Genomic DNA, 16,482 nt, shown 5'->3' on the forward strand with positions numbered 1-16,482 from the left:
CGGCGCAGGCTCTGCGTCGGACTGTGGAGGATGCAGGTTAAGGGCCGGTTAAGCGTCGGCAGTTGCATTGTCGGCCATCGCTGCCGCGAAGCGCTTGAACAGGTAGTAGCTGTCTTGCGGCCCGGGGGAGGCCTCGGGGTGGTATTGCACCGAGAACACCGGACGGTCGGCCATGCGGATGCCGCAGTTGGAGCCGTCGAACAGCGAGATATGCGTCTCCAGCACACCTTCGGGCAGGGTCTGGCTGTCCACGGTGAAGCCGTGGTTCATGGAGGTGATCTCGACCTTGCCGGTCTCCATGTCCTTGACCGGGTGGTTTGCCCCGTGGTGACCGTGGTTCATCTTGACGGTCTTGGCACCAAGGGCCAAAGCCAGAATCTGGTGGCCAAGGCAGATGCCGAACACCGGAATATCCGCCTCCAGCACGCCCTTGATCGTCGGCACCGCATATTTGCCCGTCGCCGCCGGATCGCCCGGTCCGTTGGACAGGAACACGCCGTCGGGATTGTGGGCCAGCACCTCTTCCGCGGTGGCGGAGGCGGGCAGGACGGTGACTTCGCAGCCAGCCGAGGCAAGGCAGCGCAGGATGTTGCGTTTCGCGCCATAGTCAATCGCCACGACCTTGTGGCCCGGCCCGGTCCGCTTGGTATAACCGTCAGGCCATGCCCAGCGTTGCTCGTCCCATGTGTAGGACTGGGCGCAGGTGACGTCCTTGGCGAGGTCCAGACCTTCCAGCCCCGCGAAACCACGGGCGGCGGCGACCAGCGCTTCGAGGTCGAAATTGCCGTCTGGGTCATGCGCCATTGCCACATGCGGCGCGCCTTGGGCGCGGATGGCGCGGGTCAGGCGGCGGGTGTCGACGCCGCCAAGGCCGATGCGGCCGCGCTTGGCCAGCCACTCGGTCAGCTCGCCGGTGGCGCGCCAGTTGGACGGCTGGGTCGGGTCCCATTTGACCACCATGCCGGCGGCAAAGGGATCGGCGGTTTCGTCATCCTCGTCGGTGACGCCGGTATTACCGATATGGGGGAAGGTGAAGGTCACGATCTGGCCCGCATAGGACGGGTCGGTCATGATTTCCTGATAGCCGGTCATGGCGGTGTTGAAGCATAGCTCTGCGGTGGTCTGGCCCGTGGCCCCGAAGCCGTGGCCGTAGAACACGGTGCCATCGGCCAGAACAAGACAGGCTGTCGGTTTGGCGGTCATGGCGGCTTCTCCCACAAAGCTGGTGCAAAACTTGGCGATATCTACGGGCGACACTGTCGGTCGTCAACCGCCGTAGACGCCTTTATTTGCAACGCGCAAGCGGGCGGTTGTGGAGCGGCGGGGTTTTGGGTAAAAGACCCGCTTCAAAAGGTTTCAGGGAAGGCACCTTATGACACGCGATTTGCGCACACGCATCACGGACGAGCTGAAAGAAGCGATGAAGGCCAAGGACACTGCCCGTCTTGGCACGCTTCGGCTGATCAATGCGGCGATCAAGGATCAGGACATCGCCCATCGGGTCGACGGCAAAAGCGTCGGTGACCCGGAGATTCTGGCGATTCTCGGCAAGATGGTGAAGCAGCGTCAGGAAAGCGCGCGCGCCTATGAGGAGGGCGGGCGGCTTGAACTGGCGGAGCGGGAGCTGAGCGAGGTCAAGGTGATCGAGGACTTCCTGCCCGCGCAACTGTCCGAGGCCGAGACCGAGGCGGCGGTAGACGCTGCAATCAAGAACGTCGGTGCCGATAGCATCCGCGACATGGGCCGCGTCATGGGCGAGCTGAAAAGCAAATATACCGGCCAGATAGATTTCGGTTCAGTGGGCCCGATGGTCAAGGAGCGGCTGGCTTAGGCCGCCCGCCACCAGCGCAGGCAACGGCGCACACGGAATTCGTTGCCTTTTCTTTCAACCTGGGGTTGTCTGTTAGACAGCGCGATGTGCCGCTGCCGGTCAATTGACTTGCGCGATGAGCGACTGTCGCCGTGGGGGCATCTGTAAGGGTTTCCGTCTAACCCGTTTTGACGACATCTGTTTGTTACGCTCCACACATAAACAGGCCTGAAGGCCGCATCGGATAGCTGCCAAAGCGCGGCCACCAGCATTAGGGAGAATGATATGTCACTGGTAATTACAGGTGTGTTGGATGGTCCGCTGAGCGGGGGGCTTCCCAAAGCGGTCGAATTGTTCGTGACGGCGGATATTGCCGATCTGTCGATCTACGGGTTGGGGTCCGCCAATAATGGCGGCGGCTCGGACGGGGAGGAGTTCACCTTTCCGGCGGTCTCGGCCACGGCTGGCAGCTACATCTACATCTCCAGCGAGGAGCCGGGGTTTACCGAATTCATGGGCTTTGCCCCCGACTACACGGACAGCGCCCTGTCGGTGAACGGTGACGACGCGATCGAGCTGTTCGAGAACGGTGCCGTGATCGACCTGTTTGGCGACATCAACGCCGACGGCACGGGCCAGCCTTGGGAGTATCTCGACGGCTGGGCGGCCCGCAATCCCGGTGCGACGGCAAGCCCGGTGTTCGACGCGACGCAATGGACCTTTTCCGGCCCGAACGCCTTTGACGGGCAGGCCACCAACGCCACCGCCGCGACCCCGTTTCCGACCGGCTCCTATGACGCCACTCCGCCGGAGCCGACCTTCGTCATCAACGAGATCGACGCGGATCAGGACAGCACTGACAGCGCGGAGTTCATCGAGATATACGATGGCGGCATTGGCAATGCCTCCTTGGACGGGCTTACGGTGGTTCTTTATAATGGCAATGGTGACGCGGCCTACGACAGCATTTCGCTCGACGGCTACAGTACCAATGCGGACGGGTATTTTGTCATAGGCTCCGCCAATGTGCCGAATGTCGATCTGGTGGAGTTCACCACCAACGGGCTGCAAAACGGCGCGGATGCCGTGGCGCTCTATGATGGCCCTGCACCCGCGTCCGCCACAACCGACAACCTGCTGGATGCAATCGTTTACGGCACCAATGACGCCGACGATGCGGAACTGCTGGCAGCATTGGGGCAGACCGTGCAGGCCAATGAAAGCGCCAATGGCAACTCCACCGGTGATGCGCTGGCGCGCCAGCCTGACGGGACCGGCGATTTCACCGCGCAGGCCCCCACGCCGGGCGAGAGCAACTTCATAGCGCCCCCGACCGAGATTACGCTGATCAGCGAAATTCAGGGCAGCGGTGGCACCGGCAATCTGGCCGAGATTGGCGTTGACGACCGCAGCGCGCTGGACGGGCAGATCGTCACCGTCCGCGCCATCGTCACCGCTGATTTTCAGGACGGGCTATTCGGCAGTCAGGGTGACCTGAACGGCTTTTATATTCAGGAGGAAGAGGTCGATTACGACTTCAACGACCTGTCCTCCGAGGGCATCTTTATCTTTGACGGCACCGCGCCGCTGGTGGACGTGCAGATCGGCGATCTGGTGGAGATCACCGGCACCGTGGGCGAAAACTTCGGCCAGACCCAAATCTCCGCCACCGCCGTGGCGGTGCTGGAGACCGACCAGATGCTGCCAAGCGCGGTCGACGTGACCTTCCCGACCGCCAGTGTCATGGATGACGGCAGCGGGAATTATGTTGCCAATCTGGAAGCCTACGAGGGGATGCGGGTCAATATCGCGCAGGACATGACGGTGTCCGAGTTGTTCAATCTGGACCGCTTCGGTCAATACAATGTCTCCGCAGACGGTCGGCCGGTTCAATTTACGCAGGACAACGCCCCCGACGTGGCGGGGTTCGAGCAGCACCGGCAGGACGTCGCTGCGCGCACGTTGGTGCTGGATGACGGGCTGACGGTTCAGAACCCTGACGAACTGCGCATCATTGACGGCAATGACGGCATCCTGACCGCCGAGGACAGTTTCCGCATGGGCGATACGATTTCCGCCATCGAAGGTGTGGTCGGCTACTCCTTCGGGGAATTCCGCATCAATGCGGCGGATGGCATCTACGAGCAGGCCAACCCCCGCCCCGAGACACCCGAGGACATCGGCGGCAACTTCAAGGTCGCCAGCCTCAATGTGCTCAACTACTTCACCACAATTGATCTGGACGGCGTGACCACCGATAACGGCAATGACCCGCGCGGGGCCGACAGCATGGAGGAGTTCGAGCGGCAGGCCGAGAAGCTGGTGAACGCCATCGTGGCCATCGACGCCGATGTGCTGGGGCTGGTGGAGCTGGAGAACGACTTTGCCGGAGACAACTTCGCCATCAAAGACATCGTGGACCGCGTCAACGCGGCGCTCGGCTCCGAGGTCTATGCCTTCGTCGATCCCGGTCAGGAATTCGTTGGTGGCGACGCGATCTCCAACGGGTTGATCTACAAGGTGCAGGAGGTCGGGCTGAACGGTGACATGGCCATTCTGGAAAGCTTCGAGGGCCGCGACTTCATCGACCCGCTTGGGGCAGGTCGCGGGCTGAACCGCCCGGCCATCGCGCAGACCTTCGAGGATCTGGACACGGGCCAGACGCTGACTGTGTCGGTCAATCACCTCAAGTCCAAGGGCTCCCTGTCGGGGCTGGACGCGGACGAGGCGCAGGGTGACGGGCAGGGCAACAACAACGCCACCCGCACCGAGGCGGCGGACATTCTGGCCGCGTGGCTGAACAGCGACCCCACGGGCCAAGGCTCCGCCAATACGCTGATCCTTGGTGACCTGAACTCCTACGCGCAAGAAGACCCGCTGACTACGCTGGCGGGTGCAGGCTTCACCGATCTGGCGGCCGCGGAGCTTGGCGACGACGCCTATTCCTATGTCTTTGACGGACAAATCGGCACGCTGGACTATGTGCTGGCGAATGACGCCTTGGCCGAAAGTGTGGTCGGGGTGACGGAATGGCATATCAACTCCGACGAGGCGGATGCGCTGGACTACAACCTCGATTTCGGGCGTGACCCCGCGTTGTTCAACGGCGACACCGCTGCGCGTAACTCGGACCACGATCCGGTAATTGTCAGCTTCGACTTCCAGCCGGTGTTCAACCTGATCGCGGGCACCAACCGCCGTGACTTCCTGTTCGGCACCGAAGGCCGAGACCAGATCGACGCCATGCGCGGCAATGACTTCGTCTTTGCTGGCGAAGGCGACGACCTGATCTCGGGTGGCCGTGGCCGGGACACGATCTTCGGCGATAACGGCAATGACGAGATTGACGCAGGTGCCGGCAATGACGTGGTCTTCGGCGGGGCCGGGGATGACATCATCCATGCGGGCAATGGTCGCCATGACGTGATTTTCGGCGGCGAGGGGGCGGACAGGTTCGTGTTCTCCTCGGACTTCGCGGAGGACCGCAGCCGCGACAAGACGGTGATCTTCGACTTCGACACCTCCGAAGATGTGATTGATCTGGGTGGTGCCGTGATCGCCAGTGTTCAGGAGCGCTTCTTCTCGGTGACGATCAAACTCGAAGGCGGGCGCGATGTGATTGATCTGGTCGGCGTGCATGACTTCGATGACATCATGTTCGCAGACGAGTTCATACTGGCCTGACGCAAGACCCCGGCCCTCGCGCGCATGGGCCGCGCGGGGGGCCATATCCTAGCGCGGCTCGACCGCCAGAAAGCGCAGCTTTTCCTCCAGCTCGTCCTTCAGCGCCCCCCGTTCTTCGGGTGACAGGAACGCGCCCAGTTCCACCTCTCGCGGGCCGCCGCGCAGGGTTAGGTAGGTCTCCACCGGTTTGTCATGGGATACGACTTCCACCCAATAGGGGTTGGTCGCCCATTCCTGCTGCGTGCCATCGGGCTCGCGGCGCACAAGGGTGATGTGGTCGGGCCAGAGGCTGAGTTCCTCCACCAACTGGCCGGAGCGGTAGCTGCGCATGATGAACACCCAGAGCAGCGTGACCGTCAGCACCAGAAACGGCAGCAGCACCCAGACGGCACCGGAGCCGATCAGGGGCAGCAGCGGGATCGAGAACATGAAGCAGGTCAGCCCGATGAAGATCACGAAACCGCGTCTCGGCAGGGAGCGGTGCGGCCACAGCACCACGCGGTAAAGCGGCGCGGTGCCGTCGTAAGTAGAAAGGGCCTCGGGATAATCCGAGGCCCCTTTCGATAGGTTTATGTGCTGGATGGGCATGGCCGCCTAGTGGCTATGGCCTTTGTCCCAGTCCGACTGCTTGGGCAAGATCTCGAAAGTATGCTCAGGCGGCGGGGAAGGGAGGGTCCATTCCAGCGTGTCCGCGTATTCGTTCCACGGGTTCGGCTCCGTCACGCGGCGACCTTTGGTCAGCGTGTAGAACAGAACACCGATGAAGAAGATGAACGACGCGAAGGACAGGAACGCGCCCCAGCTCGACACATAGTTCCAATAGGCGAAAGCCTCCGGGTAGTCGATATAGCGACGTGGCATGCCCTGGCGGCCCAGGAAGTGCTGCGGGAAGAACGTCAGGTTGGCCCCGATGAACATGGTCCAGAAGTGCAGCTTGCCGGCCCATTCAGGATACATGCGGCCTGACATCTTGGGCAGGTAGAAGTAGATGCCCGCAAAGATGCAGAACACGGCGCCAAGGCTCATCACGTAGTGGAAGTGCGCCACGACATAGTAGGTGTCGTGATAGGCGCGGTCGATGCCAGCCTGCGACAGCACGATGCCGGTAACCCCGCCCACGGTGAACAGGAACAGGAAGCCGAAGGCCCACAGCATTGGCGTTTTCATCTCGATCGAGCCGCCCCACATGGTGGCGATCCACGAGAAGATCTTGATGCCGGTCGGCACCGCGATCACCATGGTGGCCATCATGAAGTAGGACTGCTGCGACAGGCTCATCCCGACGGTGTACATGTGGTGCGCCCACACGACGAAGCCCAGCGCGCCGATTGCAACCATCGCGTAGACCATCGGCAGATAGCCGAAGATCGGCTTCTTGGCGAAGGTCGCGATGACGTGGCTGATGATACCAAAGCCCGGAACGATGATGATATACACCTCGGGGTGGCCGAAGAACCAAAGCAGGTGCTGATACAGGATCGGGTCGCCGCCGCCTTCAGGCTGGAAGAAGGTGGTGCCGAAGTTCCGGTCGGTCAGCAGCATGGTGATGGCGCCTGCCAGAACGGGCAGGGACAGCAGGATCAGCCACGCGGTCACGAAGATCGACCACGAAAACAGCGGAACCTTGTGCAGCGTCATGCCGGGGGTGCGCATGTTCAGGAAGGTGGTGATCATGTTGATCGCGCCCAGAATGGACGAGGCACCGGACATGTGAACCGCGAAGATGGCGAAGTCCATGGACATACCCGCCTCGGAGGTCGACAGCGGCGCATAAAGCACCCAGCCCACGCCGGAGCCAAGCTGGTCGTTTCCGCCGGGGGTCAGCAGGGAGGCCACGGCCAGCGAACAGCCAGCCACATACATCCAGTAGGACAGGTTGTTCATGCGCGGGAACGCCATGTCAGGCGCGCCAATTTGCAGCGGCATGAAGTAGTTACCGAAGCCGCCGAACAGCGCCGGAATGACCACGAAGAACATCATCAGGATGCCGTGGCCGGTGATCAGCACGTTCCAGAGGTGGCCGTTGGGGGTACAGTCAGCGACAGCCGCGGCGGTCAGACGGGCACCTTCGAGGCACATATATTGAACGCCGGGCTCCATAAGCTCCAACCGCATGTAGACGGTGAAGATCACGGACACCAAACCCATCAGGCCGGCGGTGAAGAGATACAAGATCCCGATATCTTTGTGGTTCGTGGACATGAACCAGCGGGTGAAGAACCCCCGCTCGTCGTGGTCATGTCCCTGGATGGCGGCGTCGGCCATGCGATTCTCCCGTTTCCACTCGTTTGTGCAGGGCTGTTGGTCCCCGCAAGAAGATCGGGGCAGACTCGCCCCTTATGTTTATTTTCCCGTTTTAGAGATGATAGGCGGGAGGGGCAATGTTTCAACCACCTGAATCCCGCGCAAAATGTCGCATTTTTGGCAAAAAGACCGGACGCAATGTCCGGTCTTCCCGTGTTTTAGATGTCGGTCACTTGACCCACAGCCAGCACCGCGCCAGTGGGCGCGCCGGTGGGCGAGCCGCCGGTTGGCTCGTCGGAGATGGCCAGCACAAGCCCGCCCACATCGGCGCGCAGGGCTTCAGGCAGGGAAAGCTGGCCCTTGGCGTCAGCAGGAAGCAGCCCCAGCGACACAGGCGCGTTGTCACCCGCGATGGCCCACAACTCCAGCGCGCGGTCCGGTGCGGGCGCACCTGCGGTCCGGTTGATCTGCAAACCGCCCGTAGCGGCGTCGTAGACTGCCAGCACCCGCAGGCTGTTGTCTTCCGCCGCGATTTCCGAGACGAAGAGCGCCCCGCGCTCGGACGCGGGGGGCAACGGGGCAGGCGCTTGTTGCGTGACCAGCATTACCGCCATGACCACCGCCGCTGCGGTCGCGGCAAAGCTTGTAGCACGCCACAACCCGATGCGGTCCCAGATGGATGTCGGGGTGTCGGCCTCCCCGAACAGGTCGGCCAGCAATGCGGTCTTCACGGCGGGAGAAGGCCTTTCCTCGGCAATCTCGTCCGAGAGCGGCGCGAACTGGTTCACGGCCTCGGCTACCAGCGCTTCGAGATCGCGATCGTCCAGCATCCGCGCCTCGAAGGCGGCTTCCTCGTCCTTCGTTAGCAGACGCAAGGCATATTCAGTGGCCAGCAGGTGATCTTCTTCGGGTATCTCGGGTTGAGTGCTCATTGGCTCATACACTCCCGCAAGCTGATCAGGCTGCGGCGCAGCCATGTGCGCATCGTGTTCAGCGGCACGTCAAAGCGGGCGGCGAGGTCGGCATAGCTGAGCCCGTCCAGATAGGCCCCGCGCACGGCGTCACGCTTGTCGTCGTCCAGTTGCTCCATGCACCCCATGATCCGGCCCGCCTCGCTTGAGGCGATGGCAGACTGCTCCGGCGTCGGGCCGGAGGACGGCATCGTGTCCATTACGTCCGCGACGTCACTTTCGTCCTTTGTGGCCCTCAGCCGGTCGATGGCCGTGTTGCGGGCGATGGTGATTAGCCAGGTCATTGGGCTCATCCCGTTCCTTGAATATCTGTCTGCGTATCGCCAGACCTTCATGAATGTCTCTTGCAAGACGTCCTCGGCGCTGGCCCTGTTGTTCAACACACGCAGCGCCACACCCAAAAGTTTCGCGCTGGTGGCATCATACAGGTTCGAGAACGCCGTCCGGTCCCCCAAAGCGACCCTGGAAATCATGTGTTCAATGTCGGAAGTTGTTGTCATTTCAAGGGGTTCCGTTGTGAGGGCGCCATCCAAGGACGGGGGCGGGGTTATCGGCGTTCAGTATGACACGACCTAAATGGCCGGGGTCAATAGTCACGGCATTCTTTGGGCCGGCGGCGCAAGGTTTATCAGATGGAGATTTTGGTTAAGCGTAATCATAGGGTTATTAGGCATCTTCCCAAAAATTACCGTTTCGTGAAACTCTGTCGAACATCACATCGTGGGTTCACTCCGGGGCTGAAACGCAAAACGGAGTCTGAACATGATCAAGCTCATAGAACAGATGGTTAACTTTTTGTCCGCCCCGCAGGTCGATCCGATACCGACATCTGCACGCCCGATGGTTACGCGCGACGAAGTGGAGAGCCTGTTTTCCCGTGAGTTGGGCCGCAAGCGCCTGCATTGATGCGCGCGGGGACTAGCTGCCGAAAGCGGTGTCGAATTCCTGCCGCAACGCCAGATCCAGATCGTCCATCGTCACCGGCAAGCCCAGATCGACCAGCGAGGTGACGCCGTGTTCGGTGATGCCGCAGGGCACGATGCCGCTGAAATGCTCCAGATCGGGCTCCACGTTGATCGACAGGCCGTGAAAGGTCACCCATTTACGCACACGCACCCCGATTGCCGCGATCTTGTCCTCCGCCGGGGCTCCGTTTGGCTGCAACGGCTTCTCGGGCCGCTCCACCCAGACACCCACGCGGCCCTCGCGGATATGGCCGGTCACGTTGAACTGGGCGAGGGTGGCGATAACCCAACGCTCCAGCTGCTGCACATATTGGCGAATGTCGCGCCCGCGCTGGTTCAGATCCAGCATGGCATAGGCCACGCGCTGGCCCGGGCCGTGATAGGTGTATTGCCCCCCCCGCCGCGACGGATAGACGGGAAAGCGGTCCGGTGCGACCAGATCGGCGGGGTTGGCAGAGGTGCCGGCGGTGTAGAGCGGGGGGTGTTCGACCAGCCAGATGCATTCGGACGCCTCACCGCGCTGGATGGCGTCGGCGCGACTTTCCATGAACGCCACCGCTTCGGCGTAGTCGGTCAAACCGACCGTCGTGATCCATTCCACCATGCGTCATACCCTTTTCAAGGCGCGAATGCCCGTTTTCACGCCTTTTTCCTAGGCCCAACTTTAATGTGCATGTTACGCTGGGTCAGGTGGTAAAGTTGTGTACTAGGAGGAAATGCATGTTTTTCAAAAATATTACAATGGCTTGTGCCGCGGCGGCGTTGATGACCGTTCCGGCGACTCGCGTGGCCGCAGACGGGCGTGATTTCGCCGCAGGCATCGTGGCGGGGGTTGTCGGCTCCGCAATCGTGCGCAATGCGAACAAACAAAAGCGCGTCGTGCGCCAGAAAACCTACCGTAAGGCGGCGCCTGCCGTGCCGTCCTATGTGCGTCAGGAACGCCGCGATATCCAGACCTCGCTGAACTATTTCGGCTTCCCGGCAGGGACCGCCGACGGGGTGTTGGGCCGCAAGTCCCGTGCCGCGATTTCCAGCTATCAGGCACATATGGGCTATCCCGCGACCGGACAGCTGACCGACTACGAAAAGAACTTCCTGCTGCAAAGCTACAGCCGCGCCATGGCGGGCGGCATTCTGACGTCGCAGCAGATTGCCGGCAATCCGGCGGGACCGCGTGGTCTGTTGACCCAGTACCGCAATGAGGCGGCGGGTATCACCAGCGCCGGAGTGACTGCTGTGGCACCGGCAACGACAGTCGTCGTCGCCCCGCAACCGCAGATGGTGCAACCCCAAGTTTTGGGTGGCACGACGACCACGACCACCACGGTGACGGCGGTCGCAGGTGCGGCTGATGCTGGTGCGGACACCTCGTCGGGCAGCGCCTTGCCCAGCTTCATGGGGCAGACCACGGCCGTGTCGTTGGCGTCGCACTGCAATCAGGTGTCGCTGCTGACCTCGACCAATGGCGGGTTCCTGACTGCGGATACGATGGTTGACGCCAATCTGGCCCTGAACGAGCAGTTCTGCCTCGCGCGGACCTATGCGATCGCCGAGGGCGAGAAGCTGGCGTCCAAAATCCAAGGCTTCTCGACCGCACAGATCGAACAGCAATGCGAAGGCTTCGGCCCCGCGCTGAAAGAGCATGTCGCCGCAATGTCGCTCAAGCCGCATAGCGCGGTGATGCAGGACGTGTCGGGCTTTGTGCTGAATTCGGGCATGTCGCCGGTGCAGCTGGCGGGCACCGCCAAGATCTGCCTGTCGGTCGGCTATCGCACGGATAACATGGACGTGGCGCTCGGCTCTGCGTTGCTGCTGTCGGTGCTGGGCGAGCAAGCCTATGGCGAGTTGATGGGCCACCATTTGGCGCAAGGCTTCGGCGTGTCCAAACGCGCTGACCTGTCGCTGGCATGGTATGATATGGGCCTGACCGCAATCGAGAACGGCGCCACGCCGGTCTTCGCGCCCGGCCAGCCGGAACGCAACGCGCTGCTGCGCAAGGCGTCCGTCACTCTGGGTGGCAACAGCTCCGCGCAGGCGCTGCCGCAGGTGCAGCCCGCATCGGCCCTGCCGATCTTCAAGGTCAGCCGTAAACAGGCTGGCATAAGTTAAATCAAGGCCGGGGGTGCATCGCATCTCCGGCCTTTTTTCGTGGATGCGTTTTTCCGCTTCACAAGGGCGGGGGGGCAGGCTAGAACGCCGCCCACATCCCTATGATTTTGCGGTCGTGGCGGAATTGGTAGACGCGCAGCGTTGAGGTCGCTGTTCTGTAACAAGAGTGAGGGTTCGAGTCCCTCCGACCGCACCAATATGGGTCCCTTGCAGACCTGGTCTTCAAGTATCACAGGCATCTGGCGCTTCCCTCGGAAAAATACCGGAACACCAAGAGTACACCTGCTTTTTCGAAGACCGGTTTTCAAAGTTTAAGAAACGACACTCCCAATCTCAGGTGGGCGGACTTATTGTCCCATTCTACATGAACAAAAGTTCATCTAGGCCAAACTGAACCTTTGTCGGGTATCATTAACCCGCTTGGGCTGTCATTCAATGAGACAGATTGCTGAAACTGCATTACTGGCGTTTAGAGATCTGTCACATCATCTGGTGACCCAAAAGGCCGCGCGTCATAACTGAGGAACTAACAATGATTCAACGAGCACTGATGGCCTTGGGCGTAGTGTCGAGCCTTTCGGCTGGGCCGGCTTTTGCAAACCCGACGGACGACGCGGTTCTGGCGCTTCAAAAGCAAGGATATGTGCGCATCGAAACGTCCCGCACTCTTCTGGGCAAAACACGTATCGTCGCGACCCGAAAAGGGAGAACACGTGAAATCATTATGCAGACGCGATCAGGTATAATCTTGCGCGATTATACGAAAGCAGTTTCTAATGGGAAGACGAAGACTGGCCAAGCGGGCAAGGCCAAGAACAAAGGGAATGGCAATGGCGGTGGCAACGCAGGTGGTAACCGCGACGGCAATGGCGGTGGTAACGGCGGCGGCAATGGCGGTGGTAACGGCGGCGGTAACGGCAAGAATTAGTGACACGCAGGCAATTACTCGTTTTCGCTCATGACCGGAAAGATTCTGATCGTTGCACTTGCTGTACAAGTTATTTCCGCAGTCTTTTTCCTCGCAGATAGTTTGATTTCAATATTTGATCTAAGGGCCAATCCCATCGACTGGCGGGTCAAAGAACTGTTGGAAATTTCGGCCGCTATCGGGCTTCTCATTGGCTCGGCTCTTGGTGCGGTGGCGGTACGTTACGTACTGGCTGCATCCAACAAAGCCGAGGCTGGCATCAGGGTGGCTTCCGGTGCATTCCACGAAATGATGGAAGAGAACTTTGAGAATTGGGGCTTGTCGGTTTCCGAGCGTGATATCGCGATGTTGATGCTGAAGGGGCTGTCGATCCGAGAGATCGCCGCTATCCGCGAGAGTTCAGAAGGGACCGTGAAATCCCATTCAAATGCGCTCTACCGCAAGGCAAATGTGACCGGGCGGGGCCAACTGCAAAGCATCTTTATCGAGGATTTGATGGATGGCGGCGTGGCTCCAAGAGCTCGCGACAAAACGCCAGTGAGATCAGATTGATTTCAGGTCTGTTTCTGTTGGCATCTTTCCGTTTACCTGCCGATGCTTGGATAAATCCGGTTTACCTTGATTGCTGTGCAATCAGCCAGCCATCCGTGCCTCAGGTATCGGGACTGCGCGAGGGTCAGCTTCAAGCCGAATTCCTGCTAGCTGTCGGGCGTATGAACTAAAGTTGCACGCGGCGTTTACTAAAGTTCATCTGGGCCAATCTGAACATTTGTTAAGTATCCAAGCCGGTTAAGGGATGTCATTCAATTGTTAAATCAATTCAGAAGGTGAGATTGCCATGAAACTTCTCCATGTAGTAACCGCAGCGGCTGTTGCACTTGGCGCACCGGCGTTGGTAGACGGCTCTGGAATTCCCGCGCTTGACGAATACGGTGTGGCCCATGCGGGTAAGGGAAACGGCAATGGTGGCGGTAACGGGGGCGGCAATGGCAAAGGCGGCGGCGGCAATGGCGGTGGCGGCAACGGCGGCGGCAAAGCAAGCAAGAGCGATGGTAAAGCTGACAAAGCGTCAGCTCGCGCGGCTGGCCGACAAAGTAAGGCCGTGTCACGTGGTGGCACCCGAAAGTCCGCTGCGCGCGGCGGCGGACAGCTAAAAACGAAGTTCAATAACGCGCTGACAAAGCTGGGTCTGAAGAAAAAGAAGACCCGCGTTTCAAGCGGCGTGCGCACGGCTCCTAAGAAGACGGTAAAGCCAACGCGCCAAGTGCAGAAGGCCCGTGCACCTCAAGTTGCAAGGCCGGTTGCCGCGCCACGCGAGAAGAATCTTCATGCCCAGCTCAAGGGGCTGAACTCGCTCAATCGGAATGCCAACGGGTTCTTTAACGGCAATGACCCGAAACTAGAGACCCTGCGCGCATATGTTGCCTCCAGCGCTGCATTTGCAGGATTGGAAAGCGTTGTGTCCTTGGCGCAATCGGACTTGGCCGACAGCCAAGCCGTGCTTGATGACGTGGTTGCCGAATTGGAACTGTCCTCTGACGATCTGACAGAACAACGTTCTGAATTGGAGAGCCTGCAAGAGGTCCTGTTGGCCGATGAGCCAGAACTTGATGACCCGGCGCGCTCAGATTGGGAAGCGGAACTTGCTACGGTGGAAAGCGGGCTTGATGCCGTGGCTGAAGTAGATGCAGCCAGCGAAGCGGTTGCTTCTGCCGAGGAAGCTCTGGAAGAGGCCGAGGATGATGTGTCCGAAAACGCACTGCGCGATGCGATTGCGGCCTCTATGAATTCAACTGGCAACGGTACGGTTGCTGGCGATGACCTTTCAGACGAGGTCGTGGATTTTGTATCGGACAAGCTTGGTATCGGTGACACAGTAGGCTTTATCAACGTAGCCGTTGAAAAGGCTGAGGCTGAAGAAGAGCTGGCCGAAGAAAGTGATGGCTCGGCAGGAGATGATCCAGCTGAAGATGAACTCATTGTAACTGAGCCTCTCTAGCGACGATCTGCCAATCAACGCGTGAGTGAAATAAAACCAAGGCCAAGAAGGAGACTAACATGCTGTCCTCTACAACTGTTTTGAGCTGCGCTGTAGTACTTGGGGTTTGGATAACTCTGGTGATCTAGCGAGTATCGTTGACGCCTGCCAATGAAAATGGACCTTGGCTCCCAATGACGGACTTTGAATGGGGCGTTGAGGCAGGCGTCGCCGTTGCACGCGCGGGGGACGCCGAAGTGATCCTCGTGATTTGCCGTAGGCTCAATTCTCTGCTCAACTGGAAACATCCAGATAGATTAGCAGGAAGTAGAGACCCAATATGGTCAATGTTCTGGGAATCGGCGGGGTTTTCTTCAGGTCGGAAAACCCGAGCGCCCTAGCTGAATGGTATCAAGCCCACCTCGGGATTGATCCTGCACCAACCTCCGCGACAATGACGCCGTGGACCACGCAGGGAGGCGTCACTGTCTTTGCTCCGTTTGCCCAAGACACTGATTACTTTCCCGAAAACCAAGCGTTCATGCTGAATTTTCGCGTCGACAACCTTGATGCCGCGATTGCCGAGCTTACCGCCGCAGGTGTCGATTGCGGCGATATCGAGAGCATGGACGGGGTCGGGAGATTCACACGCATTCACGATCCAGAGGGCAACCCGATTGAACTTTGGGAGCCGGCTTGATCGGAACCAAGTCTCAGGTATGGGCGAAGCCCGTAAGCTTCGCCCATAACGGAGTTTTCGTCAGAACTGCCAGAAATACGCGGCACTTGCCCCCACGGTCGTCGTGCCTTCGGATGTGCGCGAGACGTTTGCGCCAAGGTTCAGTGCGCCGACGTCGCTCAGGATGGTCACGCCACCGCTGATGCGCGGGGTGGTGAAGCTGTCGATATTGCCGAAGCCGTCATCGTTGCGCACATAGTCGATCTCGAAGCCTGCTGTCGGCAGATAGGTCAGGTTGCCACGGTCGATCGGGTTGTAGTTGATACCCGTGCCGATGGTGGCGACGAAGCTTTTGATCTCGGTCGGGGCATAGGCCACGACGGGAGCCACGCTGGTGAAGGCAGGCAGATCCTCGCGGGAGGAGGCGATGCTGATGAAGGGGGACAACTCTGCGCTCCGCAACGGGACGCTGCCGGTCAGGGTCAGGTTGCCGAAGGTCTTGTCGCCCTCGAACTGCCCGCCATCGACCGTGTAATCCGGCCTTGCAAACCCGATGAAGCCGTCAAGGCTGAGGCGGTCGGACAACTGCGTCGAGAAGTATGGACCCACCGCAACGCCTTTCGCCTTGACGCGCTGCCCGCTGGGAAGGTCAACATTGGAGCGGTTGTATCCCGCGAGCAGACCCACAATCGTACTGCTGCCGACCAAGGCGTCTACCCCGAAAATCAGGTTGCCGGAGGTGCCCGAATACGTGCCGTTCATTCGCTTGGTGTCCAGCGATCCCCATATCGAGGACAGGCCACCCCATACAGGCGCAGTGCCGCCGCTCAACGTTGTGTCGTCCTGCGCGACAAAAGACAGCCGCGTCGTCGAGCTGCGCCGCTGTGCTATGGCGTTGCGGAAACTGGAGATAGCGTCGCGGTAGCTGGCTAGGTTATTCCCTGTGATCGAGCCGATACCGGCATTCAGCTCCCCTTCCGGCTCGTTGGGCCGCGTCTGTGCGCTGGCCAGCTGGGCAAGGGCCAGCATGGCGAGGGTGGAAAATGCGATTGTTCTGAGCAGCGATACGAGTGTCATGGAAAGAACCTTGGTTACAGCAATGTCGAACCTTACC

At 60.2% G+C, this 16,482-nt stretch carries 15 protein-coding genes and 1 tRNA gene; 9 read left to right on the plus strand and 7 right to left on the minus strand.

The window, feature by feature from the left end; all coding sequences use genetic code 11:
- Window positions 1–48: 48 nt before the first annotated feature.
- Window positions 49–1,203, minus strand: a complete 1,155-nt coding sequence (gene carA, locus THALAR_RS02970) for a glutamine-hydrolyzing carbamoyl-phosphate synthase small subunit (RefSeq protein WP_040817592.1) — start codon at window positions 1,201–1,203, stop codon at window positions 49–51.
- Between the two features lie 169 nt (window positions 1,204–1,372).
- Here carA and THALAR_RS02975 point away from each other — a divergent pair, with 169 nt between their 5' ends.
- Complete coding sequence (locus tag THALAR_RS02975; protein WP_021099994.1) at window positions 1,373–1,831, plus strand: GatB/YqeY domain-containing protein; 459 nt, start codon at window positions 1,373–1,375, stop codon at window positions 1,829–1,831.
- 264 nt (window positions 1,832–2,095) lie between these two features.
- Window positions 2,096–5,494 (plus strand): ExeM/NucH family extracellular endonuclease, encoded by a 3,399-nt coding sequence (locus THALAR_RS02980; protein ID WP_021099995.1) that lies wholly within the window; start codon window positions 2,096–2,098, stop codon window positions 5,492–5,494.
- Window positions 5,495–5,542: 48 nt separating this feature from the next.
- Here THALAR_RS02980 and THALAR_RS02985 read toward each other — a convergent pair whose 3' ends face one another.
- The 4 genes from THALAR_RS02985 to THALAR_RS03000 all read right to left on the minus strand — a co-directional run bounded on the left by THALAR_RS02985 (window position 5,543) and on the right by THALAR_RS03000 (window position 9,209).
- Window positions 5,543–6,082 carry a DUF2244 domain-containing protein gene (locus THALAR_RS02985; RefSeq protein ID WP_021099996.1) on the minus strand — a complete coding sequence of 180 codons (540 nt, stop codon included), beginning with the start codon at window positions 6,080–6,082 and terminating at the stop codon, window positions 5,543–5,545.
- Between the two features lie 6 nt (window positions 6,083–6,088).
- Window positions 6,089–7,759 carry a cytochrome c oxidase subunit I gene (ctaD, locus tag THALAR_RS02990; protein ID WP_021099997.1) on the minus strand — a complete coding sequence of 557 codons (1,671 nt, stop codon included), beginning with the start codon at window positions 7,757–7,759 and terminating at the stop codon, window positions 6,089–6,091.
- A 197-nt stretch (window positions 7,760–7,956) separates the two neighbouring features.
- A complete protein-coding gene (locus THALAR_RS02995) occupies window positions 7,957–8,670 on the minus strand; it encodes an anti-sigma factor (RefSeq protein ID WP_021099999.1) in 714 nt (237 codons plus the stop codon).
- On the minus strand, window positions 8,667–9,209 hold the full coding sequence (locus THALAR_RS03000) for a sigma-70 family RNA polymerase sigma factor (protein ID WP_040817104.1): 543 nt from the start codon (window positions 9,207–9,209) through the stop codon (window positions 8,667–8,669). The genes THALAR_RS02995 and THALAR_RS03000 overlap by 4 nt, the downstream gene beginning before the upstream one ends.
- Before the next feature lie 262 nt (window positions 9,210–9,471).
- Here THALAR_RS03000 and THALAR_RS18310 point away from each other — a divergent pair, with 262 nt between their 5' ends.
- The gene (locus tag THALAR_RS18310; protein ID WP_021100002.1) at window positions 9,472–9,615 is read left to right on the plus strand and encodes a hypothetical protein; all 144 of its coding nucleotides are present in this window, start codon (window positions 9,472–9,474) and stop codon (window positions 9,613–9,615) included.
- A gap of 12 nt (window positions 9,616–9,627) precedes the next feature.
- Here the strand turns inward: THALAR_RS18310 and lipB are convergent, their stop codons facing one another.
- The gene (gene lipB / locus THALAR_RS03005) at window positions 9,628–10,278 is read right to left on the minus strand and encodes a lipoyl(octanoyl) transferase LipB (protein WP_021100003.1); all 651 of its coding nucleotides are present in this window, start codon (window positions 10,276–10,278) and stop codon (window positions 9,628–9,630) included.
- A gap of 116 nt (window positions 10,279–10,394) precedes the next feature.
- On the opposite strand from lipB, the gene THALAR_RS03010 reads away from it, so the two are divergent.
- The 6 genes from THALAR_RS03010 to THALAR_RS03035 all read left to right on the plus strand — a co-directional run bounded on the left by THALAR_RS03010 (window position 10,395) and on the right by THALAR_RS03035 (window position 15,389).
- On the plus strand, window positions 10,395–11,783 hold the full coding sequence (locus THALAR_RS03010) for a peptidoglycan-binding domain-containing protein (RefSeq protein WP_021100004.1): 1,389 nt from the start codon (window positions 10,395–10,397) through the stop codon (window positions 11,781–11,783).
- Between the two features lie 109 nt (window positions 11,784–11,892).
- Window positions 11,893–11,979, plus strand: a tRNA-Leu gene (locus tag THALAR_RS03015).
- A 336-nt stretch (window positions 11,980–12,315) separates the two neighbouring features.
- Window positions 12,316–12,711, plus strand: coding sequence for a hypothetical protein (locus tag THALAR_RS03020; RefSeq protein ID WP_021100005.1), 396 nt, complete (start codon window positions 12,316–12,318; stop codon window positions 12,709–12,711).
- A gap of 30 nt (window positions 12,712–12,741) precedes the next feature.
- Window positions 12,742–13,263: a helix-turn-helix transcriptional regulator gene (locus THALAR_RS03025; protein ID WP_021100006.1), complete on the plus strand. Its 522-nt coding sequence runs from the start codon at window positions 12,742–12,744 to the stop codon at window positions 13,261–13,263.
- 286 nt (window positions 13,264–13,549) lie between these two features.
- Window positions 13,550–14,710, plus strand: a complete 1,161-nt coding sequence (locus tag THALAR_RS03030) for a hypothetical protein (RefSeq protein WP_021100007.1) — start codon at window positions 13,550–13,552, stop codon at window positions 14,708–14,710.
- 319 nt (window positions 14,711–15,029) lie between these two features.
- Window positions 15,030–15,389, plus strand: a complete 360-nt coding sequence (locus THALAR_RS03035) for a VOC family protein (RefSeq protein WP_021100008.1) — start codon at window positions 15,030–15,032, stop codon at window positions 15,387–15,389.
- Window positions 15,390–15,449: 60 nt separating this feature from the next.
- Here THALAR_RS03035 and THALAR_RS03040 read toward each other — a convergent pair whose 3' ends face one another.
- Window positions 15,450–16,445, minus strand: coding sequence for an autotransporter outer membrane beta-barrel domain-containing protein (locus THALAR_RS03040; RefSeq protein WP_021100009.1), 996 nt, complete (start codon window positions 16,443–16,445; stop codon window positions 15,450–15,452).
- Window positions 16,446–16,482: the final 37 nt, after the last annotated feature.

This window comes from Litoreibacter arenae DSM 19593, assembly GCF_000442275.2.
Classification (GTDB): Bacteria; Pseudomonadota; Alphaproteobacteria; order Rhodobacterales; family Rhodobacteraceae; genus Litoreibacter; species Litoreibacter arenae.